18 protein-coding genes are annotated in these 21,265 nt (G+C 49.5%); 7 read left to right on the plus strand and 11 right to left on the minus strand.

Going from position 1 to position 21,265, the window contains the following annotated elements; translation table 11 throughout:
• Positions 1 to 24: 24 nt before the first annotated feature.
• From PTW35_RS12000 to PTW35_RS12020, 5 genes are all read right to left on the minus strand, one after another.
• Positions 25 to 1,428 (minus strand): MATE family efflux transporter, encoded by a 1,404-nt coding sequence (locus PTW35_RS12000; protein ID WP_281027499.1) that lies wholly within the window; start codon positions 1,426 to 1,428, stop codon positions 25 to 27.
• A 177-nt stretch (positions 1,429 to 1,605) separates the two neighbouring features.
• Complete coding sequence (locus PTW35_RS12005) at positions 1,606 to 2,022, minus strand: CBS domain-containing protein (protein WP_044623789.1); 417 nt, start codon at positions 2,020 to 2,022, stop codon at positions 1,606 to 1,608.
• Positions 2,023 to 2,277: 255 nt separating this feature from the next.
• On the minus strand, positions 2,278 to 3,570 hold the full coding sequence (gene ltrA, locus PTW35_RS12010) for a group II intron reverse transcriptase/maturase (protein WP_348637736.1): 1,293 nt from the start codon (positions 3,568 to 3,570) through the stop codon (positions 2,278 to 2,280).
• Between the two features lie 595 nt (positions 3,571 to 4,165).
• Complete coding sequence (gene ltrA / locus PTW35_RS12015; RefSeq protein ID WP_348637735.1) at positions 4,166 to 5,458, minus strand: group II intron reverse transcriptase/maturase; 1,293 nt, start codon at positions 5,456 to 5,458, stop codon at positions 4,166 to 4,168.
• A gap of 620 nt (positions 5,459 to 6,078) precedes the next feature.
• Positions 6,079 to 7,392: a DUF945 family protein gene (locus PTW35_RS12020; RefSeq protein WP_281025184.1), complete on the minus strand. Its 1,314-nt coding sequence runs from the start codon at positions 7,390 to 7,392 to the stop codon at positions 6,079 to 6,081.
• A gap of 315 nt (positions 7,393 to 7,707) precedes the next feature.
• Between PTW35_RS12020 and PTW35_RS12025 the strand changes: the two genes are divergently transcribed.
• From PTW35_RS12025 to PTW35_RS12040, 4 genes are all read left to right on the plus strand, one after another.
• A complete protein-coding gene (locus tag PTW35_RS12025) occupies positions 7,708 to 9,660 on the plus strand; it encodes an ATP-binding protein (RefSeq protein WP_281025185.1) in 1,953 nt (650 codons plus the stop codon).
• Positions 9,657 to 10,163, plus strand: a complete 507-nt coding sequence (locus PTW35_RS12030) for a response regulator (RefSeq protein WP_281025186.1) — start codon at positions 9,657 to 9,659, stop codon at positions 10,161 to 10,163. The genes PTW35_RS12025 and PTW35_RS12030 overlap by 4 nt, the downstream gene beginning before the upstream one ends.
• A gap of 132 nt (positions 10,164 to 10,295) precedes the next feature.
• Positions 10,296 to 11,285, plus strand: a complete 990-nt coding sequence (locus PTW35_RS12035; protein WP_281025187.1) for a 2-hydroxyacid dehydrogenase — start codon at positions 10,296 to 10,298, stop codon at positions 11,283 to 11,285.
• Between the two features lie 244 nt (positions 11,286 to 11,529).
• A complete protein-coding gene (locus PTW35_RS12040) occupies positions 11,530 to 12,078 on the plus strand; it encodes a hypothetical protein (protein ID WP_281025188.1) in 549 nt (182 codons plus the stop codon).
• 72 nt (positions 12,079 to 12,150) lie between these two features.
• On the opposite strand, the gene dsdC is transcribed toward PTW35_RS12040, so the two are convergent.
• Positions 12,151 to 13,056, minus strand: a complete 906-nt coding sequence (gene dsdC / locus PTW35_RS12045) for a DNA-binding transcriptional regulator DsdC (protein ID WP_281025189.1) — start codon at positions 13,054 to 13,056, stop codon at positions 12,151 to 12,153.
• Between the two features lie 143 nt (positions 13,057 to 13,199).
• Entirely contained in the window at positions 13,200 to 13,787 is a 588-nt protein-coding gene (locus PTW35_RS12050; RefSeq protein WP_281025190.1) for a TfoX/Sxy family DNA transformation protein, read from the minus strand.
• 294 nt (positions 13,788 to 14,081) lie between these two features.
• Between PTW35_RS12050 and PTW35_RS12055 the strand changes: the two genes are divergently transcribed.
• From PTW35_RS12055 to PTW35_RS12065, 3 genes are all read left to right on the plus strand, one after another.
• On the plus strand, positions 14,082 to 14,663 hold the full coding sequence (locus tag PTW35_RS12055) for an LON peptidase substrate-binding domain-containing protein (protein WP_281025191.1): 582 nt from the start codon (positions 14,082 to 14,084) through the stop codon (positions 14,661 to 14,663).
• A gap of 98 nt (positions 14,664 to 14,761) precedes the next feature.
• Entirely contained in the window at positions 14,762 to 15,685 is a 924-nt protein-coding gene (locus tag PTW35_RS12060; RefSeq protein ID WP_281025192.1) for an HDOD domain-containing protein, read from the plus strand.
• A 181-nt stretch (positions 15,686 to 15,866) separates the two neighbouring features.
• Positions 15,867 to 16,766, plus strand: a complete 900-nt coding sequence (locus PTW35_RS12065; protein WP_281025193.1) for a lysine exporter LysO family protein — start codon at positions 15,867 to 15,869, stop codon at positions 16,764 to 16,766.
• Between the two features lie 207 nt (positions 16,767 to 16,973).
• Here PTW35_RS12065 and PTW35_RS12070 read toward each other — a convergent pair whose 3' ends face one another.
• The 4 genes from PTW35_RS12070 to holB all read right to left on the minus strand — a co-directional run bounded on the left by PTW35_RS12070 (position 16,974) and on the right by holB (position 21,265).
• Positions 16,974 to 17,432, minus strand: coding sequence for a hypothetical protein (locus PTW35_RS12070; RefSeq protein ID WP_281025194.1), 459 nt, complete (start codon positions 17,430 to 17,432; stop codon positions 16,974 to 16,976).
• A 138-nt stretch (positions 17,433 to 17,570) separates the two neighbouring features.
• A complete protein-coding gene (gene ptsG / locus PTW35_RS12075; protein WP_281025195.1) occupies positions 17,571 to 19,001 on the minus strand; it encodes a PTS glucose transporter subunit IIBC in 1,431 nt (476 codons plus the stop codon).
• Between the two features lie 455 nt (positions 19,002 to 19,456).
• On the minus strand, positions 19,457 to 20,236 hold the full coding sequence (locus tag PTW35_RS12080; RefSeq protein WP_281027500.1) for a YchF/TatD family DNA exonuclease: 780 nt from the start codon (positions 20,234 to 20,236) through the stop codon (positions 19,457 to 19,459).
• Between the two features lie 51 nt (positions 20,237 to 20,287).
• Positions 20,288 to 21,265, minus strand: coding sequence for a DNA polymerase III subunit delta' (gene holB, locus PTW35_RS12085; protein WP_281025196.1), 978 nt, complete (start codon positions 21,263 to 21,265; stop codon positions 20,288 to 20,290).

Consider the following 21,265-nt stretch of genomic DNA (forward strand, 5'->3'; position numbering starts at 1 on the left):
AATTGACTTACTGAAAAACCAAATTCAGGCCTTGGTATCGCTCGCCAAGCTCTCCTCTATGACATCTTCATGCCCCATATAGGTCCGTGACGAACAGAACGGGGTCAGAGGCACACTCGGCTCTAGTATTTCCGGCTCTGCCTGCTGCTGCTCATGTTCGATAGCCATTTTTCGAACCTGGCTGACCACCAGCAGGCCACTGACGATCCCAAACACAATCGTTCCCGCCGCCTGTCCAATCAGCACCCCAGCCGCCCCGCCAAGGTTCCCCCCGATCCAGACAAACGGAATCGTCCCCAGGGTCGCCTTGCCCATATTGAGCATTGTCGACCAGGTCGGGCGATTGAGGTTGTTAAAAGCGGCATTGGCGACGAACATCGCACCATTGAAGATAAACGTAATGGCGATGTAGGTACAAAAGACCGAGATCAGACTTGCGGCTTCCGCTTCCAGGCTGAAGATGGCAACCAACCAATCCTGCACCAGCCAAAGCAGAATAGAGACCGCGACACAATAACCCGTCACGAACTTAAGCGCATCCGACAGCGAGCGCAGGATACGATCCCAGCGGCCGGCGCCAAAGTTTTGCCCGATGATAGGGCCGATTGCCCCGGATAACGAGAAAACCAGTGCAAAGCAAACCGGCATGATCCGGCCAATTACCGCATAGCCCGCAACAAAGCTCTCACCAAACTGGGCGATATTGCTGGTCACGATAGCGTTGCCGATCGGTGTGGCGGTATTGGTTAGTATTGCCGGAAAGGCAATCGCTGAGACCGGGAGAACCGAAGACAGAAAAGCGCCGAGCCGCGGGCGGGCAACCAGATCATGGTGGATAATCACAGCATGGATCGAGAATATCATCACAGCCACCCGCGCCAACACAGAGGCCGCTGCGGCCCCTTCAACGCCCATTGAGAAGCCAAAGATGAGCAGGGGATCAAACACCGCATTCACCCCTCCCCCGATGATAGTGGCATACATCGAACGCCGGGCATCCCCGACTCCTCTGAGTGCCGCACCGGCGGCCATCGACACCGCGACAACCGGCGCACTGGGCATCAGTATCGTAAGGTAATCGGTCGCCGCCTCGGCAACCTTCCCTTTGGCTCCTATCATCGCCAACAGCGCTTGCAGGTTGCCAAGCATAAAGAACACCAGCACCGCACTAAAAATAACGGCAAATATCATGATGTTTATTGTCATTACCCGAGCCTGCTCAGGCTGGTCGGCTCCCAACGAACGCGACACCAGCGCCCCCATAGCAATAGACGTACCGATGGAAGCGGAAGTCGTAAAAAACACCAGTGTCCCAGCAAAACCAATCGCTGCGGCTAATTCGACTTCTCCCAGCAAGCTGATGAAAAACATATCGAGCAGATCCACCAGAAACAGGGCCATCAGGCCAACGGCTCCGGTACTAGACATCACCACAATATGCTTCATTGGCGATCCGGTGACAAACTTGGCCTCTTTTTTGGGTATTTGTCGTGATATGTTCGCTTCTTGGCGGGATTGGCTTTGTCTAGGCACAAACATTCCTTGCGTGGTAGATACGAAAAAGGCGCTCGAGGCGCCTTTCTATGTTCTTTGCGGCTTCGTCAACTAAACCGGATGCTTGAAACAATCTACGATTTGGTTACTTATGGCTGTCAGCACATCCCGTCTTGTGATCACCCCAACCAGGCGGCCATTGTCGACAACCGGATAGATTTTCGGCTTCTGCCCGGCCATGATGTCAGCCAATTCGATAATTGAATCCTCAGGCGAGACGGTCAGCACATCTGGCCGCATGCATTCTTCAACCGTGTGCGTATCTTGGCAGTAATACCCTACCTTGAGTAGCTTGTGGATCATATCCTGCTCGGAAAGGAAACCCACGACATGATGGGTCTCATTAACAACCGGACCACCGATTTGTTTTGAAGAGAGTAGTTTGTCCAGTGCCTTAGAAAGAGACATTTTGGGTTCGAATGTCACCGGACGCACATTCATATAATCCTTCACCTTCAACGACTCCATACATCCCCCTAATTCATGCTTGCCGGAGCAATCCACCTCGTTGCTGACTGCCCAGACCATAATTTTTCAAATTGGTGGTCCCACTCCGGGCTCACCTCCTTTTGATATAAGTGTCGTCTATTTCCTTGAAATTACTAAATTGAAATGAGCAATTTTATCAATAGGCATGACCTATCTTGGCGCAAACCCGGTTACCCGCACAGGATTGAGGAAGATTTGAATCGAGTAGGAGGAGGCCTCGCGGCCTCCGTCCTCTCACACCACCGTACAAGCGTGGGTCGCATACGGCGGTTCCGAATATATTTTCAGTGACTCGTACCCATCTCGCAATGAGTACATGCCCATCTCCTTGAACCGTTTCGTTGGCATGGCCTGATTGAGCTGTGGCGATAAAGCCAAGTGCCACCATCCTTTCTCTGACATCGCTAGCTTCCACGCATTGCGTTCGCTTACGCCCTCTTGGCGTAACCATGACGCTATACTGTGTCTGCGTTTGCGCTGCTTGAGTCGATAGCACCGTAGGCGCCGCCTTATCCATTCATCTAAGCGCTGCATCGCGCTTTTCCGTATGGCAAGCTTGAAGTAGTGTTGCCATCCTCTTAGGTATTGAGTGAGTTCGACTATTACTGTCTTCAACTCTCGCCCTCGATTCCGCTTCGTTATTTGACGCACTCGCTTCTTCATATGAGTTTGTGCTCTCTTCGAGATATGGATAATTCCACCTCGTTGGAAGCGATGGCCTAGGTAAGTCCGCTCTGTCACTCTTGTTGCCGCACTTTTCTCACGGTTGACCGTGAGTTTCAGTTTCTGCTCCAAGAACTCCGTTATTGAGGCTTTTACTCGGTTCGCGGCTTCCTCACTGCCCACGTAGATTTGGCAGTCATCTGCATATCGGCAGAACTTATGCCCTCTTCGCTCAAGCTCTTTATCCAACTCATCTAATACGATATTTGATAGCAGCGGAGATAATGGTCCACCCTGTGGTGTCCCTCGTTGCCTCTGCTCGGCTAACCCGTTTCGCATTATGCCTGCCTGTAGGTATGACCTGACCAGCTTCAGTACCCGTTTGTCCGTGATATCCTCCGATAGCCTGTGCATCAGTCTATCGTGGTTCACGGTATCGAAGTATTTCGCTAGGTCAATGTCGACTACATAACCCCGCCCCTCCCTGATGTAGTGGCTTGCTGCCGCCAATGCATGGTGGGCACTACGGTTGGGCCTGAACCCGTAACTACTGTGGGAGAACTTCGGTTCATAGATATCTGTCAGTACTGAGGTGATAGCCTGTTGGACTATCCTATCAAGTACTGTTGGGATACCTAGTTGCCTAACTCCCCCGCTAGGTTTAGGGATTTCTACACCCAGAACAGGTTGGGGTTGATAGCTCCCATCCAGAAGGCTCTGGCGGAGCGCTTGCCCATTTGAAGACTGCCGAAGCATCGAGATAGTCGCTGTTATATCGAGTTTATCGACACCAGCACACCCTTTGTTCTTCTTCACTCTTCTCAGGGCTTGGTTCAGATTCGTTGATGAACAGATCTGCTCCATCAACTGAGTTGAGGTCACCAAGACTCGTCCTCCTGTCTACGCCGATCATGCTTGTCATTCTTCGTGGCCATGAGCGTCACTTGCGGTGTTGCCCATTGGTACGTAGAGATTTTGATCATCTTGCTATGACTCCACATGATTGAGTGTCTAGTGACTGCTTCTTGATATATTCAGTTCCGGCCTTCCCTTGGGTTGTACTTCCCCAAGGTACTATGCCTTCTGCTGACTTCTTATTTCCCATCACACAGCATCACTGCTGCATTAGTCTCGCCCGAGACAGGTAATAAGATCTCCCGAGGTAAGACGTTGTTCTTTCCCTTGGCTGTGCCTGATTTACCCGTACACACTTCCCGTCGAGGCATTGGGCTATTCTATATGTTGCTAGGTTACCCAAGTTGTACTGGCCTACTATCAGATTTCTGTTCGTCACGGCCAAGTTTTGCCATTTGCTTCCTTCAGATCCCGCCTCACGGTGGGCACCCTTGCATAGGCTAACGGTTCTCGCTCGACTGAGCCCGTAGAGGACTTTCACCTCCTAGAACAACGCCATGCTCGGCGCAATCGAGTAGGAGGAGGCCTCACGGCCTCCGTCCTCTCACACCACCGTACAAGCGTGGGTCGCATACGGCGGTTCCGAATATATTTTCAGTGACTCGTACCCATCTCGCAATGAGTACATGCCCATCTCCTTGAACCGTTTCGTTGGCATGGCCTGATTGAGCTGCGGCGATAAAGCCAGATGCCACCATCCTTTCTCTGACATCGCTAGCTTCCACGCATTGCGCTCGTTTACGCCTTCTTGGCGTAACCATATCGCTATGCTGTGTCTGCGTTTTCGCTGCTTGAGTCGGTAGCACCGTAAGCGCCGTCTTATCCATTCATCCAAGCGCTGCATCGCGCTTTTCCGCATGGCGAGCTTGAAGTAGTGTTGCCAACCTCTTAGATATTGAGTTAGTTCGACTATTACTGTCTTCAACTCTCGTCCTCGATTCCGCTTCGTTATTTGACGCACTCGCTTCTTCATGTGAGTTTGTGCTGTCTTCGAGATATGGATACTTCCATCTCGTTGGAAGCGATGGCCTAAGTAAGTCCGCTCTGTCACTCTTGTTGCTGCACTCTTCTCCCGGTTGACCGTGAGTTTCAGTTTCTGCTCCAAGAACTCCGTTATCGAGGCTTTTACTCGATTTGCGGCTTCCTCACTGTGCACGTAGATTTGGCAGTCGTCTGCATATCGGCAGAACTTATGCCCTCTTCGTTCAAGCTCTTTATCCAACTCATCTAATACGATATTTGATAGCAGCGGAGATAATGGGCCACCCTGTGGTGTCCCTCGTTGCCTCTGCTCGACTAACCCGTTTCGCATTATGCCTGCCTGTAGGTATGACCTGATCAGCTTCAGTACCCGTTTATCTGTGATATCTTTCGATAACCTGTGCATCAGCCTATCGTGGTTCACAGTATCGAAGTATTTCGCTAGGTCAACATCGACTACATAACCCCGCCCCTCCCTGATGTAGTGGCTTGCTGCCGCCAGAGCATGGTGGGCACTACGGTTGGGCCTGAACCCGTAACTGCTGTTGGAGAACTTAGGTTCGTAGATATCTGTCAGGACTGATGTGATGGCCTGCTGGACGATCCTATCAAGTACCGTTGGGATACCTAGCTGCCTCACTCCCCCACTAGGTTTAGGGATTTCTACACCCAAGACGGGTTGGGGTTGATAGCTACCGTCCAGAAGGCTCTGGCGGAGCGCTTGCCCATTGGAAGACTGCCGAAGCACCGAGATAGTGGCTGCTATGTCGAGTTTATCAACCCCAGCACATCCCTTGTTCTTCTTTACTCTTCTCAGGGCTTGGTTCAGATTCGTTGATGAACAGATCTGCTCCATCAACTGAGTGGAGGTCACCAAGACTCGTCCTCCTGTCTACGCCAAACATGCTTGTCATTCTTCGTGGCCATGAGCGTCACTTGCGGTGTTGCCCATTGGTACGTAGAGATATTGTTCATCTTGCTATGACTCCACATGATTGAGTGTCTAATGACTGCTTCTTGATATATTCAGTTCCGGCCTTCCCTTGGGTTGTACTTCCCCAAGGTACTATGCCTTCTGCTGACTTCTTATTAACCGTCACGCAGCATCACTGCTGCACTAGTCTCGTCCGAGACAGCTAATAAGATCTCCCGAGGTAAGACGTTGTTCTTTCCCTTGGTTGTGCCTGATTTACCCGTACACACTTCCCGTCGAGGCATTGGGCTATTCTATATATGGCTAGGTTACCCAAGTTGTACTGGCCTACTATCAGATTTCTGTTCGTCACAACCAAGTTTTGCCGTTTGCTTCCTTCAGATCCCACCTCACGGTGGGCACCCTTGCATAGGCTAACGGTTCTCGCTCGACTGAGCCCGTAGAGGACTTTCACCTCCTAGAACAACGCCATGCTCGGCGCACCAACAAAAAAACCGCCGTTGGTAACGGCGGTTTTTCGTACTAGCACACGCAACTGCAGGTTACATGAAAAGCATAAACAGCATCGCAAAGGGCAGCTGGTCACCGTTAGATAAGATAACCTTGTCACCTTCAATCTGCATATCTAGCAGGTAGTGGGTAGCATTGCGCTCGACAATCGCACTCTGCTCCAGCATATCGATCCGCTCACTAAGCAGCGGATCCGCTTCGACCAGCTCCACCGGCAAGCTAAGGTGAAGATCCCCCCCTAGCTTCTCCGCAATCTGGCCAATATTCTGGGAAATATTGCTGATCCCAGGAGCGACGGTCATGTTCAGGCGGCTGGTCACCTGCCCTTCCGGAGCAAGTACACTCAAATCGTTAATAGAGAATGCAAGGCCCTTGGCTACCAGCGCATCCAGTGCCGCAGAGACTTCCATCGCCTGTTGTTCGGTGAGTGGCTCGTCCAAGTCATCGGTCATATCCCCCAAACGGCTCAATGAGGGATAATCCAGTTCAGAGAAGGCCATTTGGAAGTTGAAGTTACGGTATTCGCTGCCGTCTAGCATCACAACTTTGCCAACCTTGATATGGTTGGAATTCGATAGCTGCAGCTCAGGCTTCTCCTGCCCTTCTGCTACTTCAGGCTGGATAAGCACATTTTCCATCCCGACCGCCAGCTCGGCCACATCCAGGCTCTGCTCGGAGTTCAAATCGACAAACCGCACCTCATCCAACGTCAGCGCTTGGTCACCGATCCAGAACTGCCCGTCCAGATAACCCTTACCACCGCCTTTCAGCCCTTTTAGCACCATCTCTTCGCGGGCTGCCGTTGTGAGGTTGGCGGATGGAAGCTGATAGTGAAACTCGCCTGCCCCCTTAGCATTCACCGTCCCCTGCATGACAAACGAAGCTACGGCAACACTGGTGCCATTGACTTCTTTTTCGCTAATTGGATTGATCTGGAAAGTAAAATCAGTCTTGCGTGTCAACGCAGTGTTAGTGGTAAAGGTAACAGGAGAGACCCCTTCTCCCCACAGTGCAGCTGTCATTGGCTTGAGCGCATCGTCCACCACCAGCTCGCTAGTCGAGGAGACTCCCATAAAGCCATGGCTGACATGGTGCTTCACAAACCAAACGGTCGGTAAGCCTTCATCTTCAAACAGAAATTTCAGCTCATCCTTTAGCTCGATTTTTGATACCGCCTCAGACGTCAGGTATCCGCGCTGATAGGTATCATTGGACACAGCAAGATACGGATTTTCATACTGCCCAAACGTATCAAGATAAATACGCTCGCCAATTTGCCCCGTGGCAAACGGCCAACACAGTGCCACAGCCACTGCACCACCAACGGCACCAACTTTTCCTAGCATTATTTTTAGGTCCCAGATCTGAAGATGAAAAGATCAGTCTATCATAGCTTGCTGAACAATAAATTTATGCATTGATTTTCTAAGATATTTTGCCAGTGCTCCCCGCAAATCGGCTCACAGTCACACCTTGGACAACCGGTAATAATATTCTCACGCGATTGCAGGGTGGCTCTCAGTCCAGAATGACTAGATCTTATACACTGCGATTAAAGTATCTAAATATAACAGCCATATAGCAATAATTTGACGTGTTTTACTGGCCCTATCGCCTGCGCGTACCTGGGCAAACGTTATCTGAGCAAGAAGGGTGTAACGGTGAATAATTTTGCGATTGTCTGTCTGGATGACGATCCCCTCGTAGTTGAAAAGCTCAATCGAGATTTGGCAGATTTTGCCTCTCTTTTTGACATCTACAATGCCTATAGCATTACTGAAGCCAATGAGATCCTTGATGATATTGCGACTAACAACCAGCTGGTCGCCATGGTGATCTGCGACAATGAGCTGGGCGAAGACAAGGGGGTCAACTTCCTGGTCTCTCTCGATCAGTTCCCAGCCAGCAAGCAGGCGCGATCGGTGCTGCTCAATGACATGCCACAGCTTGATGCCATCATGCAGGCAGTGAACGAGGGCCGGCTGCACTATTGCCTCACCAAACCCTGGAACTCGCAAGAGCTCAAGCAAGTGTTGCTCAAGGAGTTGACACAGTTCGTTTTGAAACATCCCGATGAAGATTGGCTCAAGTACAGCCAGTTGCTTGATCACCGCCGGATCCTCAATGCCCATATCGAACGTCAAATGTCTCGCTTCCGTTCGGGTTTTATCCAGCATAGCCATACCCTCGACGATACCAGCCTGGCCAACCAGGTGATTGATGCCCTGCACGATTTCTTTGCCAGCAAAGATGAAACCCGGGCCTGTCGCAGTTACAGTGCCGACCATATCCTGACCCAGGAGGGCGAGCCGAATAACTTCCTCTGGTTCATCACCAGCGGCGAGGTTGCGCTGTACAAAAAAGATGAACATGGCTGTCGTCATGAGGTCGTTAGGGCTGGACCTGGCCATCTCGTCGGCGGCATGTCATTCATTTCCGGAGAGAACTCCTTTTCTACCGGTGTGACCTTGTGCGCTACCGACGTGATCAAGCTCGACCGGGAGCTGTTCAACAAGGTCATGAACTCCCGCAGCGAACTGCTGCCACTGTTCACCAACCTACTATTACGTAACTTCAACCGCCGCCTCAAAGGCAGTATCCAAACCGAATTGCGGCTGCAGCAGACCCTGAAGTCGCTCGATGAGGCTTACCACCAGCTGGTTGAAAAGGAAAAAATGGCAATGTTGGGCCAGTTGGTAGCCGGCGTGGCCCATGAGCTCAACAACCCGGTATCCGCGATCCTGCGGGGCAGCGATACCCTCCAACAGACCATTGGTAGCATTACCAAAACCGCGCTGAGCCATGAAAACCAGGACCGCGGTAATGACATTATGCACCAGGCGATGCAGTCACGGCCTCTATCCACGGCAGAGGCTCGCCAGCGGGCCAAGCGACTAACCGACTCACTCGGCGACAGGCAATTAGCCCGCAAGGTCGTTCAGATGGGAATAGATGACGATAGCCACCTCCAAGAATGGTTGCTCCCGCAAAAGAATAATCTGTCGCAGGTTTTGGCCGAATGGGAAAATTATTACCAGATGGGTAACTTCCTGCGCTCAATCAATGTCTGTGCCCAACGTATTGCGGATCTGGTCAAGAGCCTTAAAAGTTATGCGCGGCAAGACGATGAGTCAATACACTTTGTCGATATTCATGAGGGGCTGGAAGATACACTGGTGATCTTCGAAAACAAGCTTAAGCGTCACCATGTCATCAAAGAATACAATCCACTACCGCCCATACAGTGCCAGCCCATCGCCTTGCAGCAAGTGTGGACCAATCTGATTTCCAATGCCCTTGACGCCATTGATGAACCGGGCGAGATAAAGGTTATTACCCGATTGGTAACCTCGGGACAGAACGGCCAGCAGGCCATTGAAGTCATTGTCGAGGACAACGGCAAGGGGATCCCGCCGGACCAGCAGACAAAGATCTTTGAACTGAATTTTACTACCAAGCGAGAAGGAGACTTCGGACTTGGCATTGGATTGTCTGTCTGCCAGCAGATCATCCACCAACACAATGGCAGTATCAGGGTCGAATCCGAACCTGGATTGTTTACCAGAATGATAGTCACGTTGCCTTTGGATGAGGCAGCTAAGGAGAGCCTATGAACAAGTACCTGATCCTTTGCGTTGATGATGAGCGGGAAGTGCTCGATAGCGTGCTTAATGATTTACGTGCGCTGGAAGAATATTTTGTAATAGAAGCCGCGGAGTCGGTCGATGAAGCCAAGGAAGTGCTCGCAGATGCTATTGCCGACCATATGCCGCTGGCACTGATCCTGTGTGATCACATTATGCCCGGCGAAACCGGTATCGACTTCCTTATCGAGCTCAAGCACCAGGAAGAGTCCTGCAATGCGCGCAAGGTCTTGCTGACTGGCCAGGCAGGTCTAGAGGAAACCGTTCAGGCAGTGAACAACGCCAGCCTGGATTATTACATCGCCAAACCATGGAACGGAGACCAGCTCAAACAGGTCGTAATTGACCAGTTGACCACCTTTATGATCGACAACGAGTCCGAGGCCGAGCTGATAGCGTGGATGCAGATCCTCGACACCAACCGGATCATGGAAGCGCTGAGCCACCGCCGGATATCGCTGTCAGACATATAACCCTACAAATTTAATTGTCATACAAACCTTTTCGGGACAGGGCGGAAGTGTTATCTTGGTCACAAAACAACAAGACCAATTACACTAGTCCAAGGCAATCGCCGAGGTAGAGTCAACCCGAAAAGGTGATCCATGAAAGTTGCAGTCTTCAGCACCAAAAAATATGACCAGAACTCCTTCGAGCTGATTAATCAACACTACAACCATCAGCTCGATTTCTACGATTTCCGCCTAACGCCTCAAACCGTCAAAATCGTTCAGGGTTACGACGCCGTGTGCGCTTTCGTCAACGACGACTTGAGCCGACCGGTGCTTGAAGCGCTGGCAGCAAACCACGTAAAACTCATCGCCATGCGCTGCGCTGGTTACGACAAGGTCGACCTCGAAGCGGCCAAATCACTCGGTATTCAGGTCGTCCGAGTTCCTGCTTACTCCCCTGAAGCCATTGCCGAGCACACCCTTGGCCTTATGCTCAGCCTCAACCGCCGTATCCACCGCGCCTACCAGCGTACCCGGGATGCCAACTTCTCACTGGAGGGCCTGACTGGCTTCAACTTCTACGGTAAAACCGTCGGGGTAATAGGCACGGGGAAAATCGGTATCGCAACCATCCGTATCCTCAAGGGGCTGGGGATGAATATACTCGCCTACGATCCATACCAGAATCCAGTGGCGATTGAACTGGGTGTCGAATACACCAGTCTGGATAACATCTACCACCAGGCCGATGTCATCACCCTGCATTGTCCGATGACCGATGAAAACTACCACATGCTCAATGCCGAGGCGTTTGGCAAAATGCGCGATGGCGTGATGATCATCAATACCAGCCGTGGCGAGCTGCTCAACTCGAAAGATGCTATCGAGGCATTGAAAAATAGCAAAATCGGCTCCTTGGGTATTGATGTCTACGAAAATGAAAAAGATCTGTTCTTTGAGGACAAATCCAACGACGTGATTAAAGACGACGTTTTCCGTCGTTTGTCGGCGTGCCACAATGTACTCTTTACCGGCCACCAGGCTTTTCTTACCGAAGAAGCGCTTGGCAATATTGCCGATACCACCTTGAACAATATTAAGCAGTTTGAGCAGCAACAGCGTTCGGGAAATGAGCTGGTCTAAATAGTTTTTTGCAATGACAATTGCTTGCACGCAACAACACTGCAACCATGGGCAGGAGCACACCTGCCCAGAGTGGCGTTTTGAAGCCGTTGCAGCAAGAGATCATAAAATTTTACCAATTTTGTCCATTTTTATGCCTATTTCCTCATAAACAAGACAGCAAAATTCTCTAAAACTGCTATGAACACTGGCTTTTGTCCATTAAAATAATCCAATTATTTTTAGCCCATTGGACAAATTTGTCATGCGTAAAATCCTAATTGCTTCAGGTCTTGTCCTGGCATCTGTTTCAGCGGCTCAGGCAACAGCCCAGCCGACAATGAGCAATTTCAGCTACGACTATGCTGAGGCTCGTATTGGTATTAGCCCGCTGACTTACGGTGCTGGTTTCAGCACGTCTATTCACCCGAATGCCCACATCACTGGTAGTATCGACACCGAATTCGACAGCGACTGGGATGCTGCGCTAGGGGTAGGCTTCCACGCACCCGTCAACAACTGGGCCGATATTACGGGTGAGATTAAAGCCCGCAGTGCTAAAAACAAAGGTGCCCTGAATAGCTCCAGCGGTAAGTTCGGTGTTGAAGTGAACTTGGGCGTGCGCCAGTGGCTTGGTCCACAGCTAGAAGTTGGCGGTACCATCGGTCACCTGAACATTGATGATTACGAAGAAGTGATCGGTAGTGTCTACGGCCGCTTCCACGCCACAGAGCTGTTCTCCGTCGGCGTAACAGGTCGTTTCAACGAGCTATATGGTGATCAGGTAATGCTGTCGACTCGATTCAAATTCTAATCGGCGCATATCCCCCAAAACGCCCTGCCGCTGCAGGGCGTTTTGCTATCTGGACTTTGGCTGTCGGGCCAATTACGCCTGTACTTCTCCAAGCCAATCGATAAATGCCTTCACCCTGGGTGAGGTCGCCATTTCCTTACGACACACCAAAAAGTAATTTTGGGGTGATGGTACAGACAAGGTAAATGGTGTCACCAGACGCCCTGACTGAAGCTGCTCGGCAATAAATGATGCTCGCCCGATCGCGACGCCAATCCCCCGCTCCGCCGCCTGCAGTGCCAAATCGGCTCGGTCAAACGTACAACCGGCTGCTGGCAGCACAACCCCATTTTGCTGGGCCCAATATTGCCATTCATCGTTTTTCCCCGCTCTGGCCCAGGGTGCGGCATCGTGCAGCAGCATACAAGAGGACAGCTTGGCTGGGTTTCCGTATAAGCCATGTTGCTCGGCATACTCATGGCTGCAGACCGGGACCATGCTTTCATCCATCAGCTTGACAACATGCAGTCCGGTGTACTTACCATTGCCAAAATAAATCGCACAATCAAAGGACTCGGTGTGGAAATCCACCAGCTCGTTGCGAGTTCGCAGGTGAAAACGCAACGCCGGGTACTTTTCCAAAAAGCTATTGAGCCTAGGCAGCAGCCAACGCTGGGCAAATGTCGGTGGCACCGAAACATTGAGATCACCACTTAATTCAAGTGTCCTCAGATCCCTCAACTCATTGGCAATATCCCCAAAATTAAGCGCCAAAACCTCCTTGAGCCGCTTGCCTTCGTCGGTCAGGGTCAGTTTCCTCGGCTGGCGAATAAACAGTTTTACGCCTAAGGAGTCTTCCAGGTTTTTAATTTTGTGGCTTACCGCGCTTTGGGTCAGGCATAGGATCTCAGCAGCGCGGGTAAAGCTCATTTGATCGGCAGCAATAAGGAAGCAATGGAGCCCTGAAAGCACAGGTCCTGTCAAACGTGGTAATCGCATATATCTCTGAACGGCATGGGTTTATCATCACATGATATACCCAAAAACGATCAGATTCCCCCCAACGTTTTCCCGGAAGGAGAAAATAAAAAAGCCACTTCGAAAAAGTGGCTTTTTGTTAGCAATGAAATAATGTGGTTCACTTATTCCACATCACGTAATAAGCGCTGTTTCTGATCATCTTTAAGCAATGTCCAATGACAGCCATCGATCGCCCCGGCAAACATCCATAGCAACTTCACGTCCAGATCTTTGCCTTGGCTCTGGCGAACTTTGCGAAAAACTTCCACAGCACCAAGAGAAACAAAACTGGTGACATCCGGTACGCCCGCTTTTTTGACCATTCGCTCCAGCGTTAAGCGCATATTAGGCAGATCCCTGATCCTTTTGCTTTTTCCTGACATCTTATAGTTTTTCTCAGAGGTCGAAATAGAAATGGACTGCTTAACCAGCCTTGAGCAAAGCGCCAGATCCTGCTGGTAGACCCTAGAAACATCGTAATAATTCACAACAGCAGTCGTGCTGCGCTTGATATGCCTAAACTTTTCACAGCCCAACGAAGTCAATTGTTGGTCGAGCTCGCCACCACCTCGAAGGAATAACGCTTCATCGGTAATGATGGCATACATGGCACTGTCTATAAAAATACCAGTACCACCGAACATGGAGCGTTTTTCAAACCCACCAAATTCGCGCAAATAATTAAATATCTCATCCCTGAAACCTAGCACAATTATTCTCCCATTAAACGGTTAATGGCTTATCTTTTCTGCAGCCAGACTGAACTGAGCCGCATCATTGAGATGACTTTGACATAGCCAAAAAATAATCGCCACATATGAAACAGCGAACATTTAAAAGTGAGAATTCAGACATATTACGAAGCAAAAAATAAGCGAGTTGTGGCAATTTCGACCACATTTAGGCGGCTGTAAAATCCGATCAAGATCCCAAAATATGCAGCAGCCACTATCTTTATTCTTATCACTAACTTTTACACAACAGGTATTCTTTTAGGCCATACCATGAATAAGATCGCCCTCTATCCATCAAGTACCCATCTTTTGCCAGGTGGAAGGGCGTCGTTTACGCTAATAGAAAAACGCCATTTGCGGATGCTAAGAGAATCACTGGCAAATCGTAGCCCATTTGCCCTGTGCATGATTAATGAATCAGAGGAAATGAGCGAGCTCAAGCAGATCCCAGCTATCGCCACCCAGTGTAAAGTCATTAATTTTGATCAGAATAACGCCGGGTTGCTATCTATTGTGGTAGAGGGTACACAGAAAATCCGCCTGCATGGAATCAGCGTTGATAGCGACAGCTTGATGCAAGGTGATGCCACTCTTTACCCTAACTGGCAATCAGCCCCCCTCCCAAAAGCCGATACGGAACTGGCAGAAAAACTCAAACTGTTCTACCAAACAATGCCTGAAATTGGGGCCTTATACCCAGATGCCTCGTGGGACGATATTTCCTGGGTTTGCCAGAGATGGATTGAAGTTTTACCGCTTGAAGTACACTATAAGCAACTGTTGATAACACAAGATACGGCTAAATTAACCACACGTTTCCTACACAAACTGCTCCATTCGCCTGAAAGTTGACCAACTGGACAGTAAGTTCTGAAATTATGAAGTTGGCTCTATCTATCCCCCGCCAGTCCCGATAGAATAGCCAAGTCCAGACTTTTAATAATATAAAAATGACTCACGTATCTTTTTTTTGGTTGAGACCTGAAAACGACAAGATAATCAAGGGATTGGAGTCAGAATTTTGTTCTCTAGTTAAATCGGCAGTCCAAAAAGACCGGCTTATCCTTCCCCCTATCCCGTCTGTTCTTAACAAACTCCAGCAGCTTTGCAATGATGACGAGACAACCGTTCGCAGTGTTGCAGACTTGCTTATCGATGATCCGGGCATAACCGCCTATATCGTGAAAATATCTAACACTATGATGTTCAATCGACGCAATGTGGTATGTCATGATATCTACACTGCCGTTAGCCGACTGGGCATTTTTCGGGTAAGGGATATTATTACCGCCAAAGCCATCGAAGAGCTTAAACTGCGCTACCACTTCAGCCAGGAATGCAATCAGTTACTAAAGCAGAGTGCGATACGCTCGCGCCAGCTGGCGGCGACCATGGCCCTGATAAGCCATGGCTTAGCGAGTCACGATGAATTTCCCAAAAACATCGAGCCAGAAAAAGCCCTGCTGGCAGGGCTGTTTGCTGACATTGGCCTATTTAGCTTGATCCACGAATATCAGTCATATCTCGACAGCGGCAACTATCTCGACATTGATATAGCTAAGTATGTCTTCCAACACAGTTGCCAAGAGGCCAGCAAGGTCATACTCAAGCACTGGGGCTTCGACGATGATTATCTCGAGGTTGCAACCAACCAATTCTTGCGAAGCCGTTCATCTGATGACGAGACCGGGTATCTTGACGTAGCCCGTATGGCCCATCATCTATTGATGTTCAAAAGCAATGACGATGCCATCGATGAACACCATGTCGAACTCGATCTTGCTGGAGCTGAAGTCATGTATGAACTAACCAACCTGCCCTCTCAGGAATTCAACCAACGCCTCAAGACCGTTATCAACAATAGCGGGCTATAAAGCTACCGCCACTCGTGCCTATCACACCCTGTGATGACAAACGTGTAAATTGGCTGAGAATGAATATTGACCCATTCTCAGCCTACCTGATAAGCTGCTGAAATTATACCAAGCCCAGTAATACCAACCGCGGGGGACGGATCTGCCCGCCTTACACCACCGACACCACAAAAGGACCAACATGTTCTCTGGCATGCTTTATATTTTCCTGCCGCTAATTATCGGCTACCTCATCACCGTCAAAAATCCTTCAGTACTGGATTTTATCAACACCCAGACCAGCCGTTTGGTTTTGGTAATCCTGACCCTTATGGGACTTAGCTTGGCCGGCCTAGACAATATTGGGCAAAACCTGAACCAAATTATCACCTATACGTTAGTGTTCTTTTTAATAATCAGTGCCTGCAACCTACTTGCTCTCCCCCTGCTGGACAGGCTAATGCCCACTGAAACAGAGCATGGCCACCACACACTTCCGCTACGTGACATGGTGATGGAATCGTTGAAGCTCATTGTGGTGGTTGCAGGGGGATTGGTTATAGGCCTTGTCACAGGCATCGAGTTGGGCTGGGTCGACCAGGCCAGTGAGGTGATTCTGTTGCTTCTGCTGTTTCTGATCGGGATCCAGCTCAGAAATAGCGGCATGACGCTAAAACAGATCCTACTCAATAAAAAAGGCATCATCATTGCCTTAACGATCATCGCAACTTCGTTGCCTGGTGGCTTGATTGCCGCATGGCTGCTCGACCTACCCTATAACCAAGGCTTAGCAATGGCTTCAGGCTTTGGCTGGTACTCACTAGCAGGGATCTTGATCGGTGACAGCCTGGGTCCTGTCATGGGTGGGGTAGCCTTCCTCAATGAGCTGCTGCGCGAACTTGTCGCCCTGAGCCTGATCCCGATGATGATCACCCGCTACCCAAGTACTGCCATCGGCTATGCCGGTGCCACTGCGATGGACTTTACCCTGCCGGTGATCCAGAACTGCGGTGGGATCCGCTGCGTCCCCATCGCCATTGTCAGCGGCTTTATCCTGAGTTTGCTAGTACCGGTGTTGATGCTGTTCTTTTTGTCGCTGTAAAAGCAGGAAGAGCAGGAGCCTAGGCCCTAGGTGCAGGGTAAGAACAAAATAGATCCTAGTTCCTGGAACCTAGATAAGAGTAAGAAAAGCAAAGCGAGAGTCTGAGACTCTCGCTTTTTTGTTGATACCGAGTTCCAAGAAAAACGGTCCTAGGTTCTGGGTGCTTGGCCCTAGATAGGAGCGGAAAGCTCCTTGAGGCTCTGGGGTTTATAGCCTTACCTTGCCGACTTCATTGATGGTGAAAAAGCGGTATTTTGGGTAGTAGACCCAATAGGTACTTTGCTCTACTGAATCCCTGGCAAGCTGAAGCAGAATCTCTTCTCTCTTGGTGTAGACCACTATATCGAAACGCTCTTTCGGATGTGAATTTGACCCAATAACATATTTGATATTAGTTAGCCTTTCAGCCATTAAATTACGGTTGAAGGCTTCATCAGATGAAATACTGTCAATTCCATCAGCAAGCCGGCTTCGAAGCTCAGCTCGCCCGAGCTGAGGCAAGCTCACCATCAAGGCCAACGCAATAACAAAGTTAATCACCATCACATTAATGATTGTTGGATTTAAGCGCTTGGCAAAGATCATCATCAGAATAAACCCGATGATTGAAAGCAGCACCCCTATTCCTGAAACAGTAAAAAGAAAATCCAATACGCTAACTAACATACCAATACCTATGCACTAATACTACTAACCCCCTACCCTGATCTCCAGCATAGACTGACAGAACCACAGAACCACAGAACCAGAAAAACAAAAAGGGAGCCGAAGCTCCCTTTTGAAGTATTGAATCAGTATTTCGTATTAGTTGTTACGAATCCACTCATCCATGTCAGATTTCAGGTTGTCAGACTTAGTACCGAAGATAGCCTGAACACCGCCACCAGCTACAACAACACCTGCCGCACCTAGTTTCTTCAGTTTTTCCTGGTCAACGTTGTCAACGCTTGCAACCGCTACACGTAGACGAGTGATACATGCATCAAGACCAGTGATGTTGTCTTTACCACCGAATGCCATAACTAGGTCTTTCGCTAGCTCAGAACCTTCAACTGCAGCACCTGCTTCAGCTTCTTCTTCTTCACGGCCAGGAGTCTTAAGGTCAAGCTTAGTGATTACAGTGCGGAATACTACGTAGTAGATTGCAGCGTAAATCAGACCAACACCAACCATTAGAACCATCTTCTGTGCGTTACCAGATAGAACTAGGAAGTCGATTAGACCGTGTGAGAAAGAAGTACCGTGTACGAAGCCTAGGATGTTAGCAACAACGTATGCAGAACCAGCTAGTAGGGCGTGAATTCCGTATAGTACAGGAGCAACGAATAGGAAAGAGAATTCGATTGGCTCAGTAATACCTGTTAGGAATGAAGTCAGAGCAGCAGATGCCATGATACCCATTACCTTAACGCGGTTTTCAGGCTTAGCACAGTGAGCAATAGCGATTGCTGCAGCTGGTAGACCGAACATCTTGAACATGTAACCGCCCGCTAGCTGACCGAAGCCGTTACCAGCGATACGAGAAGCTTCGTCAGCAACTAGGTAACAAGTTAGAACACCGTTCTGTGTTTCGCCTGCAGCGTTAACACAAGTACCTGCTTCGAAGAAGAAAGGTACGTTCCAAACGTGGTGTAGACCGAATGGGATCAGAGAACGCTCAACGATACCGTAGATACCGAATGCCACTGTTGGGTTCTGGTGAGCAGCCCAGTCAGAGAATGCACCGATAGCGCCGCCGATTGGTGGCCATACGATAGATAGAACGATACCTAGACCGATAGCAGAGAAACCAGTGATGATTGGCACTGCACGCTTACCAGCGAAGAAACCTAGGTACTCTGGAAGCTGGATGCGGAAGAAACGGTTGAATGCCCAAGCCGCAACACCACCGACGAGGATACCACCTAGTACACCAGTGTCGATGGACTCAACACCCATCACACCCGCCATTACGCTTAGTGTAGCGGTCATGATGCCGTAACCAACGATAGCTGCAAGACCTGCAACACCGTCGTTGTTAGTAAAGCCTAGAGCTACACCAACAGCAAAAAGAAGGGCCATCTGGCCGAATACCGAACCACCTGCTTGTTCCATCAGGTTAGAGACGATTTCTGGGATGAAGCCAAGGTTAGCTGCACCAACACCAAGTAGGATACCGGCAACCGGTAGTACTGATACTGGAAGCATCAGCGCCTTACCGACTTTTTGCAGGTTCGCAAAAAGGTTCTTAAACATAATGTGCTCCTGAGTGAGTGTTTTATTTAGATTTTCGGTCTTTATTAGCGGCCTACCCCCGTAGCCATCTTGCCAATAAGACCGACATTTTTAATACAGGTTAAGTATAAAATGCGGTGCTAAATATAACTTGATGGCTGTCAAAATTACCAATACGTCATGAAATATAATTTCAAAACTCAATATAGATCACAGTTGAAATTTCGACTACTAAAGATGCAAATTAAACACAATCCATTGATAGATAAAGAAAAAACAACACACAAACCCACTTACAGCAACCTGTAATTATCTTTCAGTAATGTAAGCTGTGTTACTTTACGTTACGAAGTTAATAATCAACTTTAATTGGTGTTTTTTGGTGTTAATTGTAGATTTCGTTGATACTTATTGATGAGCGAATAAATAGGATACAAAAATCATAAAAAAAAGGGGCCAAAGCCCCTTTTTTACTCTTAGCTTCGTTTCGCTCGCGAAAAAAGCGTAAAGAAGTTATCCGTGGTAACCTGCTCGACTTCTTCGACCGAAACACCTTTAAGCAAGCCAATATATTCAGCAACCTCACGCACATAAGCAGGCTGGTTCTGCTTGCCACGGTATGGGATCGGCGCCAAGTATGGCGAATCCGTTTCAACAAGCAGCCGCTCCAGTGGCAACTGGTTGACAACATTCTTGAGCTCAGACGCCTTGTTAAAGGTTACAATACCCGAAATAGAGATATAGAACCCCAGCTCGATAGCGGCTTGTGCCATCTCCAAGCTCTCCGTGAAGCAATGCAACACACCACCACACTTCTCTGCACCTTCTTCACGCAAGATCTGCAAAGTATCTTCGCGGGCCATACGAGTATGGATGATCAGAGGCTTGTCCAGCTCTACGGCTAAACGCACATGATGGCGGAAAATCTCTTTCTGCTGCTCGGCAAGCTCAGGTTGGTAATGGTAGTCAAGACCAGTTTCACCGATCGCTACCACTCGCTCATGCTGGGCATACTCTTTGAGCTTGTCGTAATCAAAGCCGGCTTCGATATCCAGCGGGTGAACGCCACATGATGCAAAGACGTTATCGTGCGGCTCAATCAGCTCCATCATGGTCGGGAAACTGTCCAGCGTCACCCCCACCGACAGGCAGTAATCAATGCCACGGGCTTTAGCCTTGGCCAACACATCATCAATCCCTGTATGAAGTTGCTCGTAATCCAATTTATCCAGGTGACAATGCGAATCAACTAGCACGGTTCTTTCCTCTGTATTCATTAATTTCATGATGCTTCTTTAACTGAAGCATTACTGTTGACCCATGAAGCCGGTCAGCCACTCGACAATTAGCAGCTCAGCATTCAACCCTGGATGCCGTTCAAGCTTCTGGTAAAGGCTATTCGCCTCACGAGTTTGATCCAACAGGGTCATGGGAGCAATCACACTTGCCGCTTGCTCGACCAAGGGCAGTGACTCACTGTGAACCAAGTGCGCGGTTGCGCCCTGTTGCCACTTCAAGCAATCGACCAAGAAGTAACTCAACCATTTAAGGCTATGGTGACCTTCCTGAGTACACAAGCCTGCAACATCATATAAGCCGATAAATGGCGGTCGCAAAAACTCGGCAAAGGCAGCCAACAACTTGGCATATCGGATATCCTGGCCTTGTTCAATAAACTGCTGGGTTGCCAGCGGTGCTGAACCGTTGAGCCTGACAGTTTCCAACTTGATAGTCTGCATCAACTGCTTTTCTACCCAGCGTTTGGTATCTTGTTCGGCTGGCATCGCCAAGCGCCACTTATTACAGCGGCTATTGATAGTCGGCAACAAATTATCCAGCGAAGAAGCCAGCAAGATAAACTGGCAACCTGATGGTGGCTCTTCCAGGGTTTTCAGCAACGCGTTGGCCGCCGCCTCGCCCATTGCGTCGGCCCCATCAATCAAGATGATACGTTCACCGCCTAGCTGTGACGTTTCAACCGCCCAACGGTTGCACTGCCTGACCGTATCCACACCGATCTGCTTGCCTTCCTGCAGTGGCGCCACCACATGGAAATCCGGGTGGGTGCCCGCTACAAACAACTTGCAGCTATGGCAAACCCCGCAAGGTTCGCCACCTACCCCTGCCGCCCCATTCTGGCACAAGACCGTTTTCGCCAGATGACGGGCCAGTGCTTCACGTCCGCTGCCATGGGGGGCAACGAGAAGAATTGCATGGTGCATTCTTCCCTGGGCCAGCAACTGCTGCCAGCCTTGCCATACACTTTCCTGCCACGGATAAAGCAT

The organism is Photobacterium sp. DA100 (genome assembly GCF_029223585.1).
Lineage (GTDB): Bacteria > Pseudomonadota > Gammaproteobacteria > Enterobacterales > Vibrionaceae > Photobacterium.